The organism is Rhizobium sp. OAE497 (assembly GCF_040546565.1).
Lineage (GTDB): Bacteria > Pseudomonadota > Alphaproteobacteria > Rhizobiales > Rhizobiaceae > Rhizobium.
This window is the reverse complement of record NZ_JBEPOA010000001.1, coordinates 772,377-788,320: the sequence shown is the minus strand read 5'-3', so window position 1 is coordinate 788,320 and position 15,944 is coordinate 772,377. Positions and strand designations below refer to the sequence as shown.

Genomic DNA, 15,944 nt, shown 5'->3' with positions numbered 1-15,944 from the left:
ACCCCATGCCTTACGATCAGAAGCGTGTCGTCGATGCCATCCGTGCCTTCGAGGCCGGCGAGATCGTCGTCGTCATGGACGACGACGACCGCGAGAACGAAGGCGACCTGATCGTCGCTGCCGTGCATTGCACGCCGGAGAAGATGGCCTTCATCGTCCGCCACACCTCCGGCATCGTCTGCACGCCGATGCCGAAGGAAGAGGCCAAGCGCCTGAACCTGAACGCCATGGTGGCCGAAAACGACTCGGCGCATACGACGGCCTTCACCGTTTCGGTCGACTTCAAGCATGGCACGACGACGGGCATTTCCGCCGACGACCGCACGCTGACGGTGCGCAACCTCGCCAACCCGAATGTGGGTGCGGCCGATTTCGTCCGCCCGGGCCACATCTTCCCGCTGATCGCCCGCGAAGGCGGCGTGCTGATGCGCTCCGGCCATACGGAAGCCGCAGTCGACCTCTGCAAGCTCGCCGGTCTGCCGTTGATCGGCGTCATCAGCGAGCTCGTCAATGACAACGGCACCGTGATGCGCGGCCCGCAGGTGAGCAGCTTTGCTGACGAACACGGCCTCAAGCAGGTGTCGGTCGCCGATCTGATCGCCTACCGCCAGCGCAAGGAAACGCTGATCGAGCTCGGCCAGAGCTTCGACATCGAGACCCCCTTCGGCAAGGCCAAGGCGCATACCTACTCGCTGCCCTGGGATCCGATGCAGCACCTCGCCGTCGTCTTCGGCGACATCCGCGACGGCATCGACATTCCGGTGCGCCTGCATCCGGAGAACGTCGCCGAGGACCTGTTCGGCAAGAAGAGCCCCGTCGATCACTACATGCAGAAGATCGCCGAGGAAGGCCGCGGCATCATCGTGTATCTGCGCGAAGGCTCCGTCGGCGTCGGCCATATCGACAACGGCCGCAAGGCCCGCAGCCAGGGCCGCGAGTCGCACGCCGAGGCAGCAACGCGCGAGAGCGAATGGCTGGAAATCGGTCTCGGCGCACAGATCCTGAAGGATCTCGGCGTGACCTCGATCAAGCTCTTGACCACCCGCGAGCGGCACTATGTCGGGCTCGAGGGTTTTGGGATCAAGATCACCAAGACTGAACTCGGCTGATCACAGCAGATGTGCTTAAACGCCCGCGCTCAGGCAGCGATACGCTTGAAGCGGGGGCGGACGTTGCGCATGTAATATTTGCCCGGCGACTGCGAGGTGACCATGGCAATGACATGCGCCTCGTTGACGCCCTCGAAGGTCCTGTCCTCGCCGTTGCTAAGGCAGACGCGAAGACGGCCATCCTGCTGGCTGAAATAGACCGCGTCGATCAGCGCCGACTTTACCGCGACCGGCTTCATCGGCTCTCGCTGTTCGCCCATTGAGGCAGTTGAGGCCGCCGCGGCACGGGCGTCGCGGCGGTTGCGGATCAGAGCCCTGACCCTGCGGCCCAGGTCGTTCCAGGCCAACCATGCGGCGTATCTGATGGGGTGCGTTTTCATGCGCCAACCGTAGGGGAACGGTGTTTAACAAGTTCGGCACGGGCATGGTAAACCGGCGTCAAGATTAACGTCGAGTAATTTCGAAAAAAATTCTTAAAATTCAATCAATTGGCATTGGCTACCCGAGCCAGCCGTCAGCAAGGATCACGCGCTCCACGCCGGCAAAGCGGGCGACGCGGTCGAGCTCGGCAGCAAGCCTGTCGAGACGTCCGGCGGAGGCCCGCACACCCGGCTCAAGCCACAGACGCTTCACATCCAGCGTGCCCTTCTTCCTGTCAGCCTTCATGTCGATGCGGCCGATGAGCTTGTCGCCCTCCAGCAGCGGGAAGACGTAGTAGCCGTATTCGCGTTTCGGCTCGGGCACGAAGATCTCGATGCGGTAGAAGAAGCCGAACAGGCGTTCGGTGCGGTTGCGGTCGCGGATCATCGGGTCGAAGGGGCTGAGCACGCGGATGCGGGCGGGCGGCTCGGGGAAATCGGCGATCTCCGCCGGAAATTCCGCGAGCGCCCAGGAGGGACGCGGCTTGCCGCCGAGTGCGGGTTCGATGATGATTTCGGTGAGTTCGTCGCGATGGGCGGTGACCCAGGCCTTCGCTTCCTCCGGCGAGATCAGCCGCCAGAAGGCCGCTATCTCGCCTGATGTGGCGAAGCCCAGGCGCGTCAGCGCGCTGCGGCAGGCCCAGTCGACGAATTCCTCGCGGCTGACTTCCTGCTCGCGGAACTCATCGGGGATGACGCGCTCGACGAGGTCGTAGATCTTCTGGAAATTCGAGCGCCCGGCGATGGCGAACTTGCCGGTGTGCCAGAAATATTCGAGTGCGGTCTTGTTCGGATGCCAGTTCCACCAGCCGCCGGAGACATGATCGTCGGCCTTGATGTCGCGCGCCAGGATCGCGCCGTTCTGGACGACGCGGTCATAGGTTTCCTCGAAAGCGTGTTCGAAGCCCTCCCCCTGCCACTTGCGCCAGCGCTCGACTAGGACCTCCTCCTGCTGGACGAACTTGTGCTTCCAGTATTTGAAAAAGCTGCTCGGCAAGATCGAGGCGTCATGCGTCCAGTGTTCGAAGAGCGCGCCATCCTTTTCCAGCAGCGAGGTCAGGTGTTCGCGGCGGTAGGTCTGGTTGCGGGAGAACAGGATCTGGTGGTGGGCGCGCTCCACCGTCTGGATGCTATCGACCTGGACGAAGCCGAGATCGTGGATGAGCTGCAGGAGCCCGTCCTTGGTCAAGGCGCGGTTGGGCGGAGTACTCAGGCCCTGCTTGGCGATGAAGACGCGGCGGGCATCGGCATTCGAGAGCAGATTCGTCATGACGTCATCATATGCCGGAAAATCTTCCTAGCCACCCGCTTTTGCACTTTTGCCGCCGCCGCTATAGAAGCGAGCGCCAGAAGGATGAGGGACTGCATTTGGACATCCGTTTCGAAGGGGCTTCGGTCAGCTATGGCGCGCGCCAGGCGCTGGCACCGCTGACCTTGCAGCTGAGCGAAAACCGCATCGGCATCATCGGCCTGAACGGCTCCGGCAAGACCACCTTCGCACGGCTGATCAACGGCTTGGCGAAGCCGACGGCCGGACGCGTTCTCGTCAATGGCCGCGATACGGCGGGCGAGCGCGGCGCGCTTTCCGATGTCGGCTTCATCTTCCAGCAGCCGCAGAACCAGATCATCCTGCCTGTTGTGAAGGACGACATCGCCTTCGGGCTGAAGAGCCGCGGCGTTGCGAAGGGCGAGATCGAGGCGAAGGTCGAAGCCGTCCTCTCACGTTTCGGCGCCGCGCATCTGGCGCCCCGCCGGGCGCATGAACTTTCCGGCGGCGAGTTGCAGATTGCGGCTCTGGCAGCGGTGCTGGTCACCGGGCCTGATATTCTCATACTCGACGAGCCGACCAACCAGCTCGACCTCAAGAACCGGGCGCTGGTGCAGCGGCTGATCGAGGGGCTGCCGGAAAATGCGCTCGTCATTACCCATGATCTCGAGCTTATCGCCGATTTCGGCCGGGTGCTGGTCTTCCACGAGGGCACGCTCGCCGCCGATGCGCCAGCCGCGGAGGCAATCGCGCGCTACAGGGAGATCGCCGGCTGATGCAGTCGCTCTATGTCGAGGGAGAGAGCTTCATGCACCGCCTGCCGGCGCGCGCCAAGCTCGCGGTGCTCGCGATCCTCGGCGTCATCCTGTTCACGACGCGCGACATACCGCTGCTGTCGCTGGCGGTGCTGGCGACGGCGGCGATCTATTTCCGGCTCGGCATTCCGCTTGCGCAGGCGCTCGACCGGCTGAAGCCGGTATTGCTGACGATCGCCATCGTCGCGCTCTTCAGCCTTGCCTTCAATCCCTGGCATGGCGCCGTCGTGGCGCTGCTGCGGCTGACATCGCTGATGTTCTTTGCGGCGGCCGTGACCGCCACGACGACGATTGCCGAGTTCATCGACGAGATTACCCTGCTGGCGCGGCCGCTCGAGCGGATCGGGCTGGTGCAGGCCAATGATGTCGGTCTCGCCGTCGGGCTGGTGGTGCGTTTCGTGCCTGAGATCCTCGGCCGCTATCAGGCGATCAAGGAAGCGCATGCGGCACGCGGCATCAAGGTGCGGCCGGTGACGCTGCTGGCGCCGCTGATCATCCTCACCCTCAGAGATGCGGATAACATTGCCGCGGCGATTGACGCGCGGGGCATTCGGCGGCATGTCAGTTAACCGATCGTAAACACGGAGCCCATAATGAGCACCCGCGACCTCGTCTTGTCTGCCCTTTTTGCCGCGATCATCGTGGCGCTCGGCATTCTGCCGCCGATCACCCTCGGCTTCATTCCGGTGCCGATCACCGCGCAGTCGATGGGCGTGATGATGGCCGGTGTCGTGCTCGGCGCGCGCCGCGGCTCCATCGCCGTGCTCATCGTCTGGGTGCTCGTCGCCATCGGCCTGCCGGTTCTTTCGGGCGGCCGCGGCGGACTTGCCGCCTTTGCGGCGCCGACCACCGGCTTCCTGATCGGCTGGCTGTTTGCCGCCTTCACGACCGGCTATCTCAGCGAGCGTCTCGTCAAGGCCGAACAGTCCGGTCTCGTCCAGACTGTCGGCTTCTTCCTGTCGGCGATGATCGGCGGGATCGTCGTTCTCTATGCCTTCGGGATCATCTATCTGGCGATTGCCGGTGGTATCAGCCTCGAGCAGGCCTTTGTCGGCTCCATGGCCTTCGTGCCCGGCGATGTGGCCAAGGCCTTCGTCGCAGCCCTCGTCGGCCGTGCCGTCATGGTCGGCTATCCGCTGTTGCCGGTTCGCGCCTAATCGAGAAACGTGTAGAGCCAGTCGCGCGTCTCTTCAGGCAGCGAGACTGGCTCGCCGATCTCGCGGCTGCGGGCCTGCCAGGTGACCTCCACCTCAGCGGCACGCTCTCCATCCGCATCGACGGCGACCACGAAGCCGACGGACCTCAGGCCGATCTTGTCGACGGCCGCGGTGAAGACCGCGTCCTCTTCGTATCGCAGCGGGCGGTGCAGCGTGCAGGAGACCTTGCAGGCAATGTAGAGCGGCTCATCGGCGAGTTCCGGCCGCATCGACCAGAAACCGGCGAGCGCGGATTCGGCATAGGAAATGTATGAGGCGAGAAACATCTGCCCGTTCATGTCCACGTCACGGAACGGAATGCGGATTTGCTCTCTGTTCGAGCGCGCTGCCTTCACCATCGTCTGCCGGCTCCCCTGCCATCACGAGCAAGACTAGGCCCGGCCCGAGGTGAAGTAAACGCTTGCCGTGACGTGGTTGCGACAGCATGTGTCTGTTGAAATAGCCCGCCCCAGCACCATCTGCTGTGGATCATGACAGGGCCAGAGGATAAGTATTTCGCCATGAGCACCCGTCTTTACGAACATCCGATCTTCCTCGAACATGTGACACCGGAGGGCCATCCGGAACGGCCGGACCGCATGCGCGCCATCAATGTCGCGCTCGGCCATCCGAATTTCGAGCGGCTGGACCGCAAGGAGGCGCCGCAGGCCAATGAGGACGCGGTGCTGCTGGCGCATCCCGAAGAGCACCTCTTCGCCGTGATGCGGCAGATCCCGGAAGAAGAAGGCGAGATCAACCAGCTGGAAGCCGACACCTATGCCAGCGCCAAGAGCCTGCAGGCGGTCTTGACCGGCGTCGGCGGGGCGATGGCTGCCGTCGACGACGTCTTCACCGGCAAGGCCGACAATGTCTTCGTCGCCGCTCGCCCGCCCGGTCACCACGCCGAGAAGAACAAGGCGATGGGCTTCTGCTTCTTCAACAATGCCGCGATTGCCGCCCGCCATGCGCAGAAGCGCTACGGCGCCGAGCGCGTCGCGATCGTCGACTGGGACGTGCATCACGGCAATGGCACGCAGGACATCTTCTGGGACGATCCCTCGGTGCTGTTCTGCTCGACGCACCAGATGCCGCTCTATCCGGGCTCCGGCGCCAAGGACGAAAGCGGCAAGCACGGGACGATCGTCAATGCGCCGCTCTCGCCGAATGTCGGCAGCGATCATTTCCGCGAGGCCTTCAAGTCCCGCGTGCTGCCGGCGCTCAACGACTTCCGCCCGGACCTGATCATCATCTCCGCCGGCTTCGACGCCCATCACCGCGATCCCCTGGCGCAGATCAATCTCGTCGGCGAGGATTTCGACTGGGCGACCGGAAGATTGCTGGAGATAGCCGACAAAAGCGCCTCCAACCGGGTCGTCAGCCTGCTGGAAGGCGGCTATGATCTCGAAGGCTTGGCCGAATCGGCTGGGCTACATGTGCTTCGATTGATGAAGGGTTGAGTATGACTGACAGCGCCAAGCCTGAGGTATCAGGTCTTTCCTTCGAAAAGGCCGTGGCCGAACTCGAAAGCATCGTCGCGCGCCTGGAACGCGGCGACGTGGCGCTGGATGAATCCATCGAGATCTACGAGCGCGGCGAAGCGCTGAAGAAGCATTGCGAAACCCTGCTCTCGGCAGCTGAAAACCGCATCGAGAAAATCCGCCTCGACCGCTCGGGCAAGCCGCAGGGCGTGGAGCCTCTCGACGGGGCTTGATTGGCCTAGAGGGCGATCACCGTTCTGATTTCGTCATAGCCGGTGCGCAGACCGTTTCCGTCCCGCTCGATCAATCCGGCTTCGGAGAGAATTTCGACATCCTCGTGCACCCGGCGATAATCGCGCTTCAGGCTTTTCGCCAGTGCCGAAATGCTCGTCTGCGGATGCCGGTGGAGGTGACGCAGCAACTCCAGCCGCTTGGCCGTCATCGTGCGCGAGAAGGCGTCCCAGCCAACGAAGGTGAGATGATCCTCGGAGACCGTCTCGCCTGCTTCGGCTCGATGCCAGGCATCGGCGACGCGCTTGGCCGCGTCCGCGAAGGAGCCGCCGATATGCAGTTCGATATCCTTGTTCATATCCGTTCTCCTCTCAGCCTTTCGACGTCGGCCTGAAAATCCAGAAGCGTCTGCTCGATCGAGACGAAGGTGTAAGCCTCCTCGCGCTCGCCATAATGGCGATGGTCGCCCTTGCCGCGCTCGTTGTCATAGCCAATCAGCCGCTCGCCTGGGCTGCCATAGAAAAGCGAGTATTTCAGCATGTGCCTGGAGCCGGGCACCTGCACGGGAACACGCCAGACCTTCATTTCGAGTATCGCGCCGTCACCGAAAACGATGCGTTCGCGAATGACGCGCTCGGCTTTCATCGTATAAATATGTCATCATGTGACATATGTCGTCAAGCGACATAGAAACTTTCGCTACCACCGCCTCGCCGAACTGTTTAGGTTGGCGGCAAATCCCGCTTGGAGAACCGCCATGTCCTTCTTCCCCGGTAAAGATCCCCTGCCCGGCGATGCCTTTGCCTGTGATGCGATCGAGAATCTGATCATTCCGCGCACCAGCGATATCGGCGGATTCCAGGTGCGTCGCGCGCTGCCGACCAGGCAGCGGCGGCTGGTGGGGCCGTTCATCTTCTTCGACCGGATGGGGCCGGCGATCCTCAGGCCCGACGAGGCGCTGGATGTGAAGCCGCATCCGCATATCGGGCTTTCGACGGTGACCTATCTCTTCGACGGCGAGATCCGCCATCTCGACAGCCTCGGCACCGAGAAGGTGATCCGCCCCGGTGATATCAACCTGATGACCGCGGGGCGCGGCATCGTGCATTCGGAGCGCACTCCAGACAATCTGCGCGGACATCCGCTGGCGATGTCCGGGCTGCAGACCTGGCTGGCGCTGCCCGATGAAAAGGAAGAGATGAACCCGGAGTTCACCCATACCGAAAAGGGCGACATGCCTGTTATCGACGATGGCGGGGTGACCGGGCGCGTGGTGATCGGCTCCTTCGAGGGGCTGAAGTCGCCGGTGAAGGTTTTCACCGATACGCTCTATGCCGATATCAGCCTGCAGCCGGGATCGAAATTCCCCTTCGGTGCTGCGCATGAAGAGCGCGCCGTCTATGTTCTCTCCGGCGAGGTGATGATTGCCGGCGACCGGTTTGCGCCCGATCAGCTGCTGGTCTTCCGGCCCGGCGATGCGATCACGCTCGAAGGGGGCGAACAGGGCTGTCACCTGATGCTCTTCGGCGGCGCGGCGCTGAATTCCAAGCGCTATATCTGGTGGAACTTCGTTTCGTCGTCGAAAGAGCGGATCGAGAAGGCCAAGGAAGAATGGCGCACCGGCCGTTTCGACATCGTTCCGGGGGATGAAGAGGAATTCGTGCCTTTGCCTGAAGGCTGAACTTCTCTAGAATGGAGCGGTTGCGGTTCTTGAAACGCACTTGTTTCGCCGCAATTTAATCGGAATAAGCATCTCCGAGAATGATAAGAAAGAGCGCCCGCCCGTGACACAACCGCCGAAGACACCGCTGCTCGATCAGGTCAAGCTTCCAGCCGACCTGCGCAAGCTCGATGACCGCGAGCTGCCACAGCTCGCACGCGAGGTTCGCGACGAGATGATCGACGCCGTGTCGCGCACTGGCGGACATCTGGGTGCAGGGCTTGGCGTCGTCGAGCTGACGATCGCCATCCACAGCGTTTTCAACACGCCCGACGACCGGCTGATCTTCGATGTCGGCCACCAGTGTTATCCGCACAAGATCCTGACCGGCCGCCGCGACCGCATTCGCACGCTGCGCCAGGAGAACGGCCTCTCCGGCTTCACCCGCCGTGCCGAGAGCGAGTACGACCCCTTCGGCGCCGCACATTCCTCGACCTCGATTTCCGCCGGTCTCGGCATGGCCGTCGCCGCCGAGCTCGACCAGACCGACAAGCGCGTGATCGCCGTCATCGGCGACGGCGCGATGTCGGCCGGCATGGCCTATGAGGCGCTGAACAACGCCGGCGCTCTCGACGCCCGGCTGATCGTCATCCTCAACGACAACGACATGTCGATTGCTCCGCCGACCGGCGCGATGAGCGCCTATCTGGCGCGTCTCGCGTCCGGGCGCACCTATATGGGCTTCCGCGACTTCGGCAAGAAACTGACGGCCTATCTAGGCAAGAAGGTCGACCGGGCGATTACCCGCGCCGTCGAGCATGCCCGGGGCTATGTGACCGGCGGCACGATGTTCGAGGAGATGGGCTTCTACCATATCGGCCCGATCGACGGCCACTCCTTCGAGCATCTCCTGCCGGTGCTGCGCAATGTGCGCGACCATGCCGAAGGCCCGGTGCTAATCCATGTGGTGACCCAGAAGGGCAAGGGCTATCCGCCGGCCGAAGCCGCTGCAGACAAGTATCACGGCGTCAACAAGTTCGATGTCATCACCGGCGCGCAGGCGAAGGTGAAACCGAATGCGCCGAGCTATACGAGCGTCTTCGCCGAAGCGCTGGTGCAGGAAGCCGAGCTCGACGACAAGATCGTCGGTATCACCGCAGCCATGCCGAACGGTACCGGCCTCGACAAGCTGGCGAGCCTCTATCCGGCACGCTGTTTCGATGTCGGCATCGCCGAGCAGCATGCGGTGACCTTCGCTGCCGGCCTCGCCGCCGAAGGCTACAAGCCGTTCGCCGCACTTTATTCCACCTTCCTGCAGCGCGCCTATGACCAGGTCGTCCACGACGTGGCAATCCAGGGCCTGCCGGTGCGCTTCCCGATCGACCGTGCCGGTTTCGTCGGCGCTGACGGGCCGACGCATGCCGGATCCTTCGACACGACCTTCCTTGCGGCACTGCCGGGCTTCGTCGTCATGGCGGCGGCCGACGAGGCGGAGCTGAAGCATATGGTGCGCACGGCCGCTGCCTATGATGCCGGTCCGATCTCGTTCCGCTATCCGCGCGGCGAAGGTGTCGGCGTAGAAATGCCCGTTCGCGGTGAAATCCTGCAGATCGGCAAGGGCCGGATCGTCAAGGAAGGCACCAAGGTCGCTCTCCTCTCCTTCGGCACGCGCCTTGCGGACAGCCTGCTCGCCGCCGAAGATCTCGATGCGGCCGGTCTTTCGACGACGGTCGCCGATGCGCGCTTTGCCAAGCCGCTCGATCACGACCTGATCCGCCAGCTCGCCGCCCACCACGAGATTCTGATCACCATCGAGGAAGGTTCCGTCGGCGGCTTCGGCAGCCACGTCATGCAGTTCCTGGCGATGGAAGGCCTGCTCGACAACGGGCTGAAGGTTCGCTCGCTTGTGATGCCCGATATCTGGATGGAGCAGGCGAAGCCCGAGGCGATGAATGCCCATGCAGGGCTCGATCGCGCCGGGATCGTTTCGACGGTGTTCCGGGCGCTTGGCCGCACAGTTGCGGTTGGGGTTGCTGGGTAAGTCTGAAACTCCCTACCCGGAGCCCCCTCATCCGCTCTTCGGGCACCTTCTCCCCGAGGGGAGAAGGGAATTGCCGCAACGTCTCCGATCCCTTCTCCCCCGCGGGGAGAAGGTGGCCCATAGGGCCGGATGAGGGGGCCGCGGGCACCACCTCCGCTTGAGAACTATTCCACCTTCCCATCCCGATAAAACACCATCCCGCCATGGTGCAGTACGCCGTCGATGAAGTCGCCGTCGGCGGTGAAGCCGGTGTCGTCCCAGTATTCGATATGGTCGCCGTCTACCTCGTAGCGTCCCTGATAGGCGCTCTTGCGGGTGCCGCGAGCCTCGTCGTAGCGGCCGTTCGGCAGGAGTTCCTGGCGGATATGGCCGTCGGCGGTGATCCACGTGCCGATATAGGGATGGGTCTGCATTGTCGTCTCCTGGTCATTGGCGAAGGCAAGGGTGGCGCCGCAGAGAGCGGCGCCCGTTATCAGAGAGAGCCCGCGCATGGTCAGATCGCCGCGTTGGCGGTGGGGCGGATGGTGATCTCGTTGGTATCGACATCGCCGGGCTGCTCGATCGCGAAGCGGATGGCGCGGGCGATCGCATCGCCCTTCAGCGCGATGGCGCGGTAGGTGGCCATGGCATCCTTCGCGAAGGGCTCAGTGATGGTGCCGGCGAGCTCGGATTCGACGACGCCGGGATTGATGCAGGTGACGCGGAGTCTTCGGTTCTCCTGGCGCAGGCCGTCCGAGATCGCCCGCACCGCGAATTTGGTGGCGCAATAGACCGCGGCGGTCGGCGACACCGCGAGGCCGCCGATCGAGGAAACGTTGATGATCTGGCCGCTTTCCTGCGCATTCATGACGGGCAAGACGGCCGCGATGCCATAGAGCACGCCCTTGATATTGACGTCGATCATCCGGTCCCATTCCTCGACCTTCAGCGACGACATCAGCGACAGCGGCATGACGCCGGCATTGTTGACGAGGACGTCGATGCGGCCGAAGGCATCGATCGCCGCCCTGGCGAAAGCCTCCATATCGGCGCGGTCGGTAACGTCGAGGGCGCGGAATTCGACAGTGCCGCCCTCATTGCGGATCTCGGTTGCCAGCGCCTCCAGCCGGTCGGTGCGCCTTGCGCCGATGACGAGCCTGGCGCCGGCTGCGCCGAGTTCGCGGGCGGTTGCCGCGCCGATGCCGCTGCTGGCGCCAGTGATCAGAACTGTCTTGCCTTGGATGCCGGTCATGTCTTCTTCCTCATGCTGTGACTGTGACGGCCGCCGATCGCGGCCCCGGCAGAAGATGGTTGCTTGATCGCACCGGCCGGTAGCAGGCTTCTCCGGATTTCTTGCACGATCTTCCGGAAGCGGTGCATCACGGCTTGGCATTTGCGCCGCTGCCGTTCATGCTGTTCCCATGGAAAAGATTGCCCAGCTTGCAGAATTGATCGATCGCCATGCCGGAACTGATGGCAGCTTCGACACCGCCCTGCCGCGCGTCGGGATCATACGATCCTCGGCGAAAACAGAGCCGATCCACACGATGTACGAGCCCTCCTGCTGCATCGTCGCGCAGGGGCGGAAGCGCGCGGTGGTCGGCGACCGGGTGCATGTCTATGACAGCGCCCACTATCTCGTCGTCGGCGTCGACCTGCCCGTGATCGGCGCCGTCGTCGAGGCGAGCGCCGACCGCCCCTATCTCTGCATGCGGGTGCAGCTCGATCGCGGCATGCTGGCGGAGCTGATGCCCGCGGCGGAGAACAAGGCGAACGAAAGTGCGGCAGCCGGCGTCAGCGCTTCGACGCCGGAGCTGCTCGATGCTGCCGTGCGGATGCTGCAGCTGCTGGATGCGCCCGAGGATGCTGGTATCTTGGCGCCGATGATCGAGCGCGAGATGCTCTACCGCCTGATCCGCGGCCCGCAGGCGCCGCTGCTGAGGCAGATCGCCAATCGCGAAAGCCGGCTGAACCAGATCGGCCGTGCCGTCGATTTCATCCGCAAGAATTTCAGCGAGCCCTTCGCGATCGAGCATCTCGCCTCGGTGGCGGGCATGAGCGCCTCGACCTTCTACGAGCATTTCAAATCGGTGATGGCGATGAGCCCGCTGCAGTTTCGCACGCAGCTGAGATTGCAGGAGGCGCGGCGGCTGATGGTGACCGAGGGGCTGACGGCAGCGGAGGCGGGCTTTCGGGTAGGCTATGATAGCCCTTCGCAGTTCAGCCGGGATTATGTGCGGGTCCACAACGTGCCGCCGCGGCGGGATGTGGAGCGGATGCGGGTGGTGGCGGGGTAGGCCTCGGTAGTTACTTTCGCGCCCCGGAGCCCCTCACCCTGCCCACCGGGGTCGAGCCAACGGTCTCGACCCGTCCTTCGGACCCCCTCGGGGAGAAGGTGGCGGCAGCCGGATGAGGGGGCCACACCCGCAAACGCCCAAAACAAAAAAAGGGCCCCCGAAGTTCCCTTCGGAGGCCCCGTCTCAGACAATCAGGCTAGTCTCAAAACTCTTCCCAATCTTCCTGCACAACAGCAGCGGCCGTTGCAGCGCGGCCGCCAAAGGCGCTGGCGACGCGGTTGTTGAGCGCGCGGGCCGGCGAGGCGACCGGGCGGGAGGCCGGCTGGGCGATGACGGCGCGCGGGGCGACGGCAACGGCTGCGGCGGCACCGAGCCTGAACTGGTGCAGGAGGGCATCGAGCGATGCGGCTTCCTGGGCCAGCGAGTGGCTGGCGGCCGTCTGTTCCTCGACCATGGCGGCGTTCTGCTGGGTGCCCTGGTCCATGTTGTTGACCGCAGTGTTGATCTCCTGCAGGCCGACGGACTGTTCGCGGGTGGCGGTGACGATCGCGCCGACGTGGCGGTTGATCTCCTGGACCTCGGTAACGATCTCGGCCAGCGCCTTGCCGGTCTGGTCGACCAGCGAAACGCCGGTGCTGACCTGCTCGCCTGAGGTGTTGATCAGCGCCTTGATTTCCTTCGCGGCGTTTGCGGAACGCTGGGCGAGTTCGCGGACTTCCTGGGCAACGACGGCAAAGCCCTTGCCGGCTTCACCGGCACGCGCGGCTTCGACACCGGCGTTCAGCGCAAGCAGGTTGGTCTGGAAGGCGATGTCGTCGATGACGCCGATGATGTTGCCGATCTCGCCCGAAGACTTCTCGATCTGCTCCATGGCGGTGACGGCCTTGCGGACGACGTCGCCGGAGCGCTCGGCGCCGAGGCGGGCGCGCTCGACAAGCTGGCCGACATCTTCGGCGCGCTTGGCGCTGTCGCGAACGGTGGTGGTGACCTGTTCGAGAGCTGCTGCGGTCTCTTCGACGGCTGCGGCCTGCTGCTCGGTGCGGCGGGCGAGATCATCGGCTGCCGAACGGATTTCACCGGCGCCGGCATTGATCGCCGAAGCGTTGCGGCCAACCGACTGCAGGGTCGCCTGCAGCTTGCCGGCGGCATTGTTGAAGTCGGTGCGCAGACCGTCGAACTGGGCGGAGAACGGCGTGGTGATGCGGCTTGCGACATCGCCGTTTGCGAGGTTCGAGAGGCCGGTTGCCAGGCCATCGACGACGAAGCGGATGTCGGCGGCTTCGCGGGCCTTCTCCTCGTCGGAGAACTGGCGCTGACGCTCGGCATCGCTGCGCATGCGATCGGTTTCGCCAGCGAGGCGGAGCTTTTCGGCAGCCGCATCCTTGAAGACCAGAACCGACTGGGCCATGCGGCCGACTTCGTCGCGGCGGTCGAGGGCGGGAACGTCGACATTGTGATGGCCATCGGCAAGGCGGCTCATCGCCGTGGTCATGCCGATGATCGGCTGGACGATGGCGCGCGACAGGAGCCATGCGAGAACGGCAGCGGCGAGCGAGGCGCCGATACCGCCGAAGAGCAGCGTGTTATTGAGGTCGCTGTCGGCATCGGCCTGGATGGCGGCGAGCTCAGCGGACTTGTCGCGGGCGGCGGCCTTGATCTTGGCGGAAGCCTGACGGAAGCCGTCGAGCTGGCCCTTGGTGGCGTTGACGCCGATCTTGACGACATCGGCGATCGGGGTTTCGGTTTCCTTGCGGGCCTTGGCCTGCGGCTCAGCTAGCTCATGGAAATAGAGATCGGCGGCCTTCTGCATGCCGTCGATCATCTCGAGCACGGCAGGCTCGCCGGATGCGGTTTCCTTGGCGGCGGCAATGGCCTTCAGCATGCGCTCGCGGTTGGCGAAGATATCGCCATAGGTGCTGTCGGAGCGGAAGAGGATGAAACCGCGCAGGTTGACGGCCTGCTCAAGCATGGCCTGCAGCGCGTCGTCGATCTGGTTGACGAGCAGTTCGGACTTTTCCTGCTGGGCGGCAGCGTCCGACGAAGCGTTGGCCTTCACGTAAACATAAGACGAGACGGCAACGAAGATGACGATGAGGGCTGCGAACGTGGCCGCAAGCTTCCCCTTGAGTGAGATATTGGCGAACACCGGTAATTCTCCTGGCAAATAATCGGCGCGGCAAAAACGCGGCCGCTGGGAGGTACGGCCACATGTTTTGGAAATCGAGACAACATGAACTGCGGGCAGGGAAATGCGTGCCATCATGGCGGAAGCGATTCAGGCGAACCGCTGCAATCGGCCCGAACCTAGTGGCCGCCACTTTAAAATTGCTTAAGTTTGCGCCGCACAAATAGGGGTGGCGCTATTCTTCCGGCGCATTGAGGATGAGGATATCTAGGTCGCGCTCCGGCCAGAAATCGGTGGCCGTCATCTCGAAGGTCGTCGGGCCGGTCTTCTTCACTCCGGTACCGCAGAAGCTGATGAGGTTCTTCGCATTGCCCTTATCCAACGTCAGCTTGAAGCTTTTGATCGGGCCGTTCCAGTTGGCGCCGGTCTTCAGGATGTAGGAAATCCAGCTTTCGGTATAGTTCGCGCCGCCATTCGTCTCAGCCTTCGCAAGTTTCTGCGCCGTTTTGACGAAGCCTCCGTCCATGCAGTAGCGGCTGCTATATTCGACGAAGCGATCGCCCTTGGCCTGGCCATCCTCCAGGAAGCTGATCGCCACGGTGCCGCCGACGCTCGGCGTGTAGCGATGCGAGACTGTCACCTTCGCCCTTGCCGGAAAGACGGTCTTCCACCAGTAGGTGGAGCGCAGCGTCCAGAGCGGTGTCATGTGATGCTTCATGCCGCTGCCGTCATTGTCATAGACGTCGTCGTAGAGCAGGCCGCGGGAGAGCCAGTCCTGCTTGACCGCGTCGGGCAGCTTTTCGAGCGCTGCGGCCGTGCCTTCGGCATAAGGGAGCGGCGGAATGTTCTGCGCCTTCAGGTCATCGGTGACGTCGATGCTGGCGGCGATCGCCCGCTGCTGCAACGTCGGCGAAATCGGCTTGCCATCCTGCGTCACCGTGAAATCGAGGAAATTGTCCTTGCCGGAATCGGCAATGGCGATATCGCTCTCCACATGGCCCGGCAGATCCGGCATCGGGAAGGCGACAAGCGTCTCGACATCCTTGTCGGCGCTGTTTTCGAAGACGTAATCGACGCGCACTTCCTTGGCCGAGATGAACAGCGCCTCGCTCTCCATGCTGACGTCAGGGGATTCGATGAAGGTCAGGCCGCCGGTCTTCAGCTCGGCCATCGTATCGTTGGCGAGCGCCGGGGCAGCGTTCAGGACGGCGGCGATCACAGCCACGCTTCTCGATATCGGCATGCCGTCTCACTCCCCTACCCCATGACCGGAGCCGGAATTATCGCCGGGTTCCGGCGGGCGTCAACGGCGGCGGCGCAAACAAAA

General features: G+C 63.6%; 18 protein-coding genes. 9 read left to right on the top strand and 9 right to left on the bottom strand.

Annotated features, from left to right (window positions below; all coding sequences use genetic code 11):
* Nucleotides 1-5: 5 nt before the first annotated feature.
* Complete coding sequence (gene ribB, locus ABIE40_RS03975; protein ID WP_199626296.1) at nt 6-1,109, top strand: 3,4-dihydroxy-2-butanone-4-phosphate synthase; 1,104 nt, start codon at nt 6-8, stop codon at nt 1,107-1,109.
* Nucleotides 1,110-1,138: 29 nt separating this feature from the next.
* On the opposite strand, the gene ABIE40_RS03970 is transcribed toward ribB, so the two are convergent.
* Nucleotides 1,139-1,348 (bottom strand): KTSC domain-containing protein, encoded by a 210-nt coding sequence (locus ABIE40_RS03970; RefSeq protein ID WP_199626294.1) that lies wholly within the window; start codon nt 1,346-1,348, stop codon nt 1,139-1,141.
* 259 nt (nt 1,349-1,607) lie between these two features.
* Nucleotides 1,608-2,798, bottom strand: coding sequence for a winged helix-turn-helix domain-containing protein (locus tag ABIE40_RS03965; protein WP_199626292.1), 1,191 nt, complete (start codon nt 2,796-2,798; stop codon nt 1,608-1,610).
* A 98-nt stretch (nt 2,799-2,896) separates the two neighbouring features.
* Here ABIE40_RS03965 and ABIE40_RS03960 point away from each other — a divergent pair, with 98 nt between their 5' ends.
* Genes ABIE40_RS03960 through ABIE40_RS03950 form a run of 3 tightly spaced genes read left to right on the top strand, consistent with a single transcriptional unit; the run spans nt 2,897 to nt 4,767 of the window.
* A complete protein-coding gene (locus tag ABIE40_RS03960; RefSeq protein ID WP_199626290.1) occupies nt 2,897-3,571 on the top strand; it encodes an energy-coupling factor ABC transporter ATP-binding protein in 675 nt (224 codons plus the stop codon).
* Complete coding sequence (locus tag ABIE40_RS03955; RefSeq protein ID WP_199626288.1) at nt 3,571-4,179, top strand: energy-coupling factor transporter transmembrane component T family protein; 609 nt, start codon at nt 3,571-3,573, stop codon at nt 4,177-4,179. The genes ABIE40_RS03960 and ABIE40_RS03955 overlap by 1 nt, the downstream gene beginning before the upstream one ends.
* Nucleotides 4,180-4,203: 24 nt before the next feature.
* Nucleotides 4,204-4,767: a biotin transporter BioY gene (locus ABIE40_RS03950; RefSeq protein ID WP_199626287.1), complete on the top strand. Its 564-nt coding sequence runs from the start codon at nt 4,204-4,206 to the stop codon at nt 4,765-4,767.
* Here the strand turns inward: ABIE40_RS03950 and ABIE40_RS03945 are convergent.
* Complete coding sequence (locus ABIE40_RS03945; protein WP_199626285.1) at nt 4,764-5,165, bottom strand: acyl-CoA thioesterase; 402 nt, start codon at nt 5,163-5,165, stop codon at nt 4,764-4,766. The two genes, ABIE40_RS03950 and ABIE40_RS03945, sit on opposite strands and share 4 nt — an antisense overlap.
* A gap of 162 nt (nt 5,166-5,327) precedes the next feature.
* Between ABIE40_RS03945 and ABIE40_RS03940 the strand changes: the two genes are divergently transcribed.
* Nucleotides 5,328-6,263 (top strand): histone deacetylase family protein, encoded by a 936-nt coding sequence (locus ABIE40_RS03940; RefSeq protein WP_112712951.1) that lies wholly within the window; start codon nt 5,328-5,330, stop codon nt 6,261-6,263.
* Nucleotides 6,264-6,265: 2 nt separating this feature from the next.
* Nucleotides 6,266-6,517 carry an exodeoxyribonuclease VII small subunit gene (locus ABIE40_RS03935; RefSeq protein ID WP_025582353.1) on the top strand — a complete coding sequence of 84 codons (252 nt, stop codon included), beginning with the start codon at nt 6,266-6,268 and terminating at the stop codon, nt 6,515-6,517.
* Between the two features lie 5 nt (nt 6,518-6,522).
* On the opposite strand, the gene ABIE40_RS03930 is transcribed toward ABIE40_RS03935, so the two are convergent.
* Both ABIE40_RS03930 and ABIE40_RS03925 read right to left on the bottom strand, forming a co-directional pair.
* The gene (locus tag ABIE40_RS03930; protein ID WP_130278932.1) at nt 6,523-6,873 is read right to left on the bottom strand and encodes an HVO_A0114 family putative DNA-binding protein; all 351 of its coding nucleotides are present in this window, start codon (nt 6,871-6,873) and stop codon (nt 6,523-6,525) included.
* Nucleotides 6,870-7,160, bottom strand: a complete 291-nt coding sequence (locus ABIE40_RS03925; protein WP_199626282.1) for a toxin-antitoxin system TumE family protein — start codon at nt 7,158-7,160, stop codon at nt 6,870-6,872. Before ABIE40_RS03925 ends, ABIE40_RS03930 begins: the two co-directional genes overlap by 4 nt.
* Before the next feature lie 112 nt (nt 7,161-7,272).
* Between ABIE40_RS03925 and ABIE40_RS03920 the strand changes: the two genes are divergently transcribed.
* Both ABIE40_RS03920 and dxs read left to right on the top strand, forming a co-directional pair.
* A complete protein-coding gene (locus ABIE40_RS03920; protein ID WP_199626281.1) occupies nt 7,273-8,196 on the top strand; it encodes a pirin family protein in 924 nt (307 codons plus the stop codon).
* Between the two features lie 103 nt (nt 8,197-8,299).
* On the top strand, nt 8,300-10,216 hold the full coding sequence (dxs, locus tag ABIE40_RS03915; RefSeq protein WP_199626280.1) for a 1-deoxy-D-xylulose-5-phosphate synthase: 1,917 nt from the start codon (nt 8,300-8,302) through the stop codon (nt 10,214-10,216).
* A gap of 164 nt (nt 10,217-10,380) precedes the next feature.
* Here dxs and ABIE40_RS03910 read toward each other — a convergent pair whose 3' ends face one another.
* Both ABIE40_RS03910 and ABIE40_RS03905 read right to left on the bottom strand, forming a co-directional pair.
* On the bottom strand, nt 10,381-10,707 hold the full coding sequence (locus tag ABIE40_RS03910) for an Atu4866 domain-containing protein (protein ID WP_199626279.1): 327 nt from the start codon (nt 10,705-10,707) through the stop codon (nt 10,381-10,383).
* Nucleotides 10,708-10,709: 2 nt separating this feature from the next.
* Nucleotides 10,710-11,447 carry an SDR family oxidoreductase gene (locus tag ABIE40_RS03905; RefSeq protein ID WP_199626278.1) on the bottom strand — a complete coding sequence of 246 codons (738 nt, stop codon included), beginning with the start codon at nt 11,445-11,447 and terminating at the stop codon, nt 10,710-10,712.
* 169 nt (nt 11,448-11,616) lie between these two features.
* Here ABIE40_RS03905 and ABIE40_RS03900 point away from each other — a divergent pair, with 169 nt between their 5' ends.
* The gene (locus ABIE40_RS03900; RefSeq protein ID WP_199626277.1) at nt 11,617-12,492 is read left to right on the top strand and encodes an AraC family transcriptional regulator; all 876 of its coding nucleotides are present in this window, start codon (nt 11,617-11,619) and stop codon (nt 12,490-12,492) included.
* Nucleotides 12,493-12,694: 202 nt separating this feature from the next.
* On the opposite strand, the gene ABIE40_RS03895 is transcribed toward ABIE40_RS03900, so the two are convergent.
* Together ABIE40_RS03895 and ABIE40_RS03890 are read right to left on the bottom strand one after the other, a co-directional pair.
* Nucleotides 12,695-14,638: a methyl-accepting chemotaxis protein gene (locus ABIE40_RS03895; protein ID WP_354540963.1), complete on the bottom strand. Its 1,944-nt coding sequence runs from the start codon at nt 14,636-14,638 to the stop codon at nt 12,695-12,697.
* A 214-nt stretch (nt 14,639-14,852) separates the two neighbouring features.
* Nucleotides 14,853-15,854 (bottom strand): DUF4424 domain-containing protein, encoded by a 1,002-nt coding sequence (locus ABIE40_RS03890; protein ID WP_502944798.1) that lies wholly within the window; start codon nt 15,852-15,854, stop codon nt 14,853-14,855.
* Between the last annotated feature and the right edge of the window lie 90 nt (nt 15,855-15,944).

What these genes read in the sequence shown, in the direction of transcription:
- ribB (WP_199626296.1), top strand. Translation starts at nt 6, where the DNA reads ATGCCTTACGATCAGAAGCGTGTCGTCGATGCCATCCGTGCCTTCGAG.
- ABIE40_RS03970 (WP_199626294.1), bottom strand. Translation starts at nt 1,348, where the DNA reads ATGAAGCCGGTCGCGGTAAAGTCGGCGCTGATCGACGCGGTCTATTTC.
- ABIE40_RS03965 (WP_199626292.1), bottom strand. Translation starts at nt 2,798, where the DNA reads ATGACGAATCTGCTCTCGAATGCCGATGCCCGCCGCGTCTTCATCGCC.
- ABIE40_RS03955 (WP_199626288.1), top strand. Translation starts at nt 3,571, where the DNA reads ATGCAGTCGCTCTATGTCGAGGGAGAGAGCTTCATGCACCGCCTGCCG.
- ABIE40_RS03950 (WP_199626287.1), top strand. Translation starts at nt 4,204, where the DNA reads ATGAGCACCCGCGACCTCGTCTTGTCTGCCCTTTTTGCCGCGATCATC.
- ABIE40_RS03945 (WP_199626285.1), bottom strand. Translation starts at nt 5,165, where the DNA reads ATGGTGAAGGCAGCGCGCTCGAACAGAGAGCAAATCCGCATTCCGTTC.
- ABIE40_RS03940 (WP_112712951.1), top strand. Translation starts at nt 5,328, where the DNA reads ATGAGCACCCGTCTTTACGAACATCCGATCTTCCTCGAACATGTGACA.
- ABIE40_RS03935 (WP_025582353.1), top strand. Translation starts at nt 6,266, where the DNA reads ATGACTGACAGCGCCAAGCCTGAGGTATCAGGTCTTTCCTTCGAAAAG.
- ABIE40_RS03930 (WP_130278932.1), bottom strand. Translation starts at nt 6,873, where the DNA reads ATGAACAAGGATATCGAACTGCATATCGGCGGCTCCTTCGCGGACGCG.
- ABIE40_RS03925 (WP_199626282.1), bottom strand. Translation starts at nt 7,160, where the DNA reads ATGAAAGCCGAGCGCGTCATTCGCGAACGCATCGTTTTCGGTGACGGC.
- ABIE40_RS03920 (WP_199626281.1), top strand. Translation starts at nt 7,273, where the DNA reads ATGTCCTTCTTCCCCGGTAAAGATCCCCTGCCCGGCGATGCCTTTGCC.
- ABIE40_RS03910 (WP_199626279.1), bottom strand. Translation starts at nt 10,707, where the DNA reads ATGCGCGGGCTCTCTCTGATAACGGGCGCCGCTCTCTGCGGCGCCACC.
- ABIE40_RS03905 (WP_199626278.1), bottom strand. Translation starts at nt 11,447, where the DNA reads ATGACCGGCATCCAAGGCAAGACAGTTCTGATCACTGGCGCCAGCAGC.
- ABIE40_RS03900 (WP_199626277.1), top strand. Translation starts at nt 11,617, where the DNA reads ATGGAAAAGATTGCCCAGCTTGCAGAATTGATCGATCGCCATGCCGGA.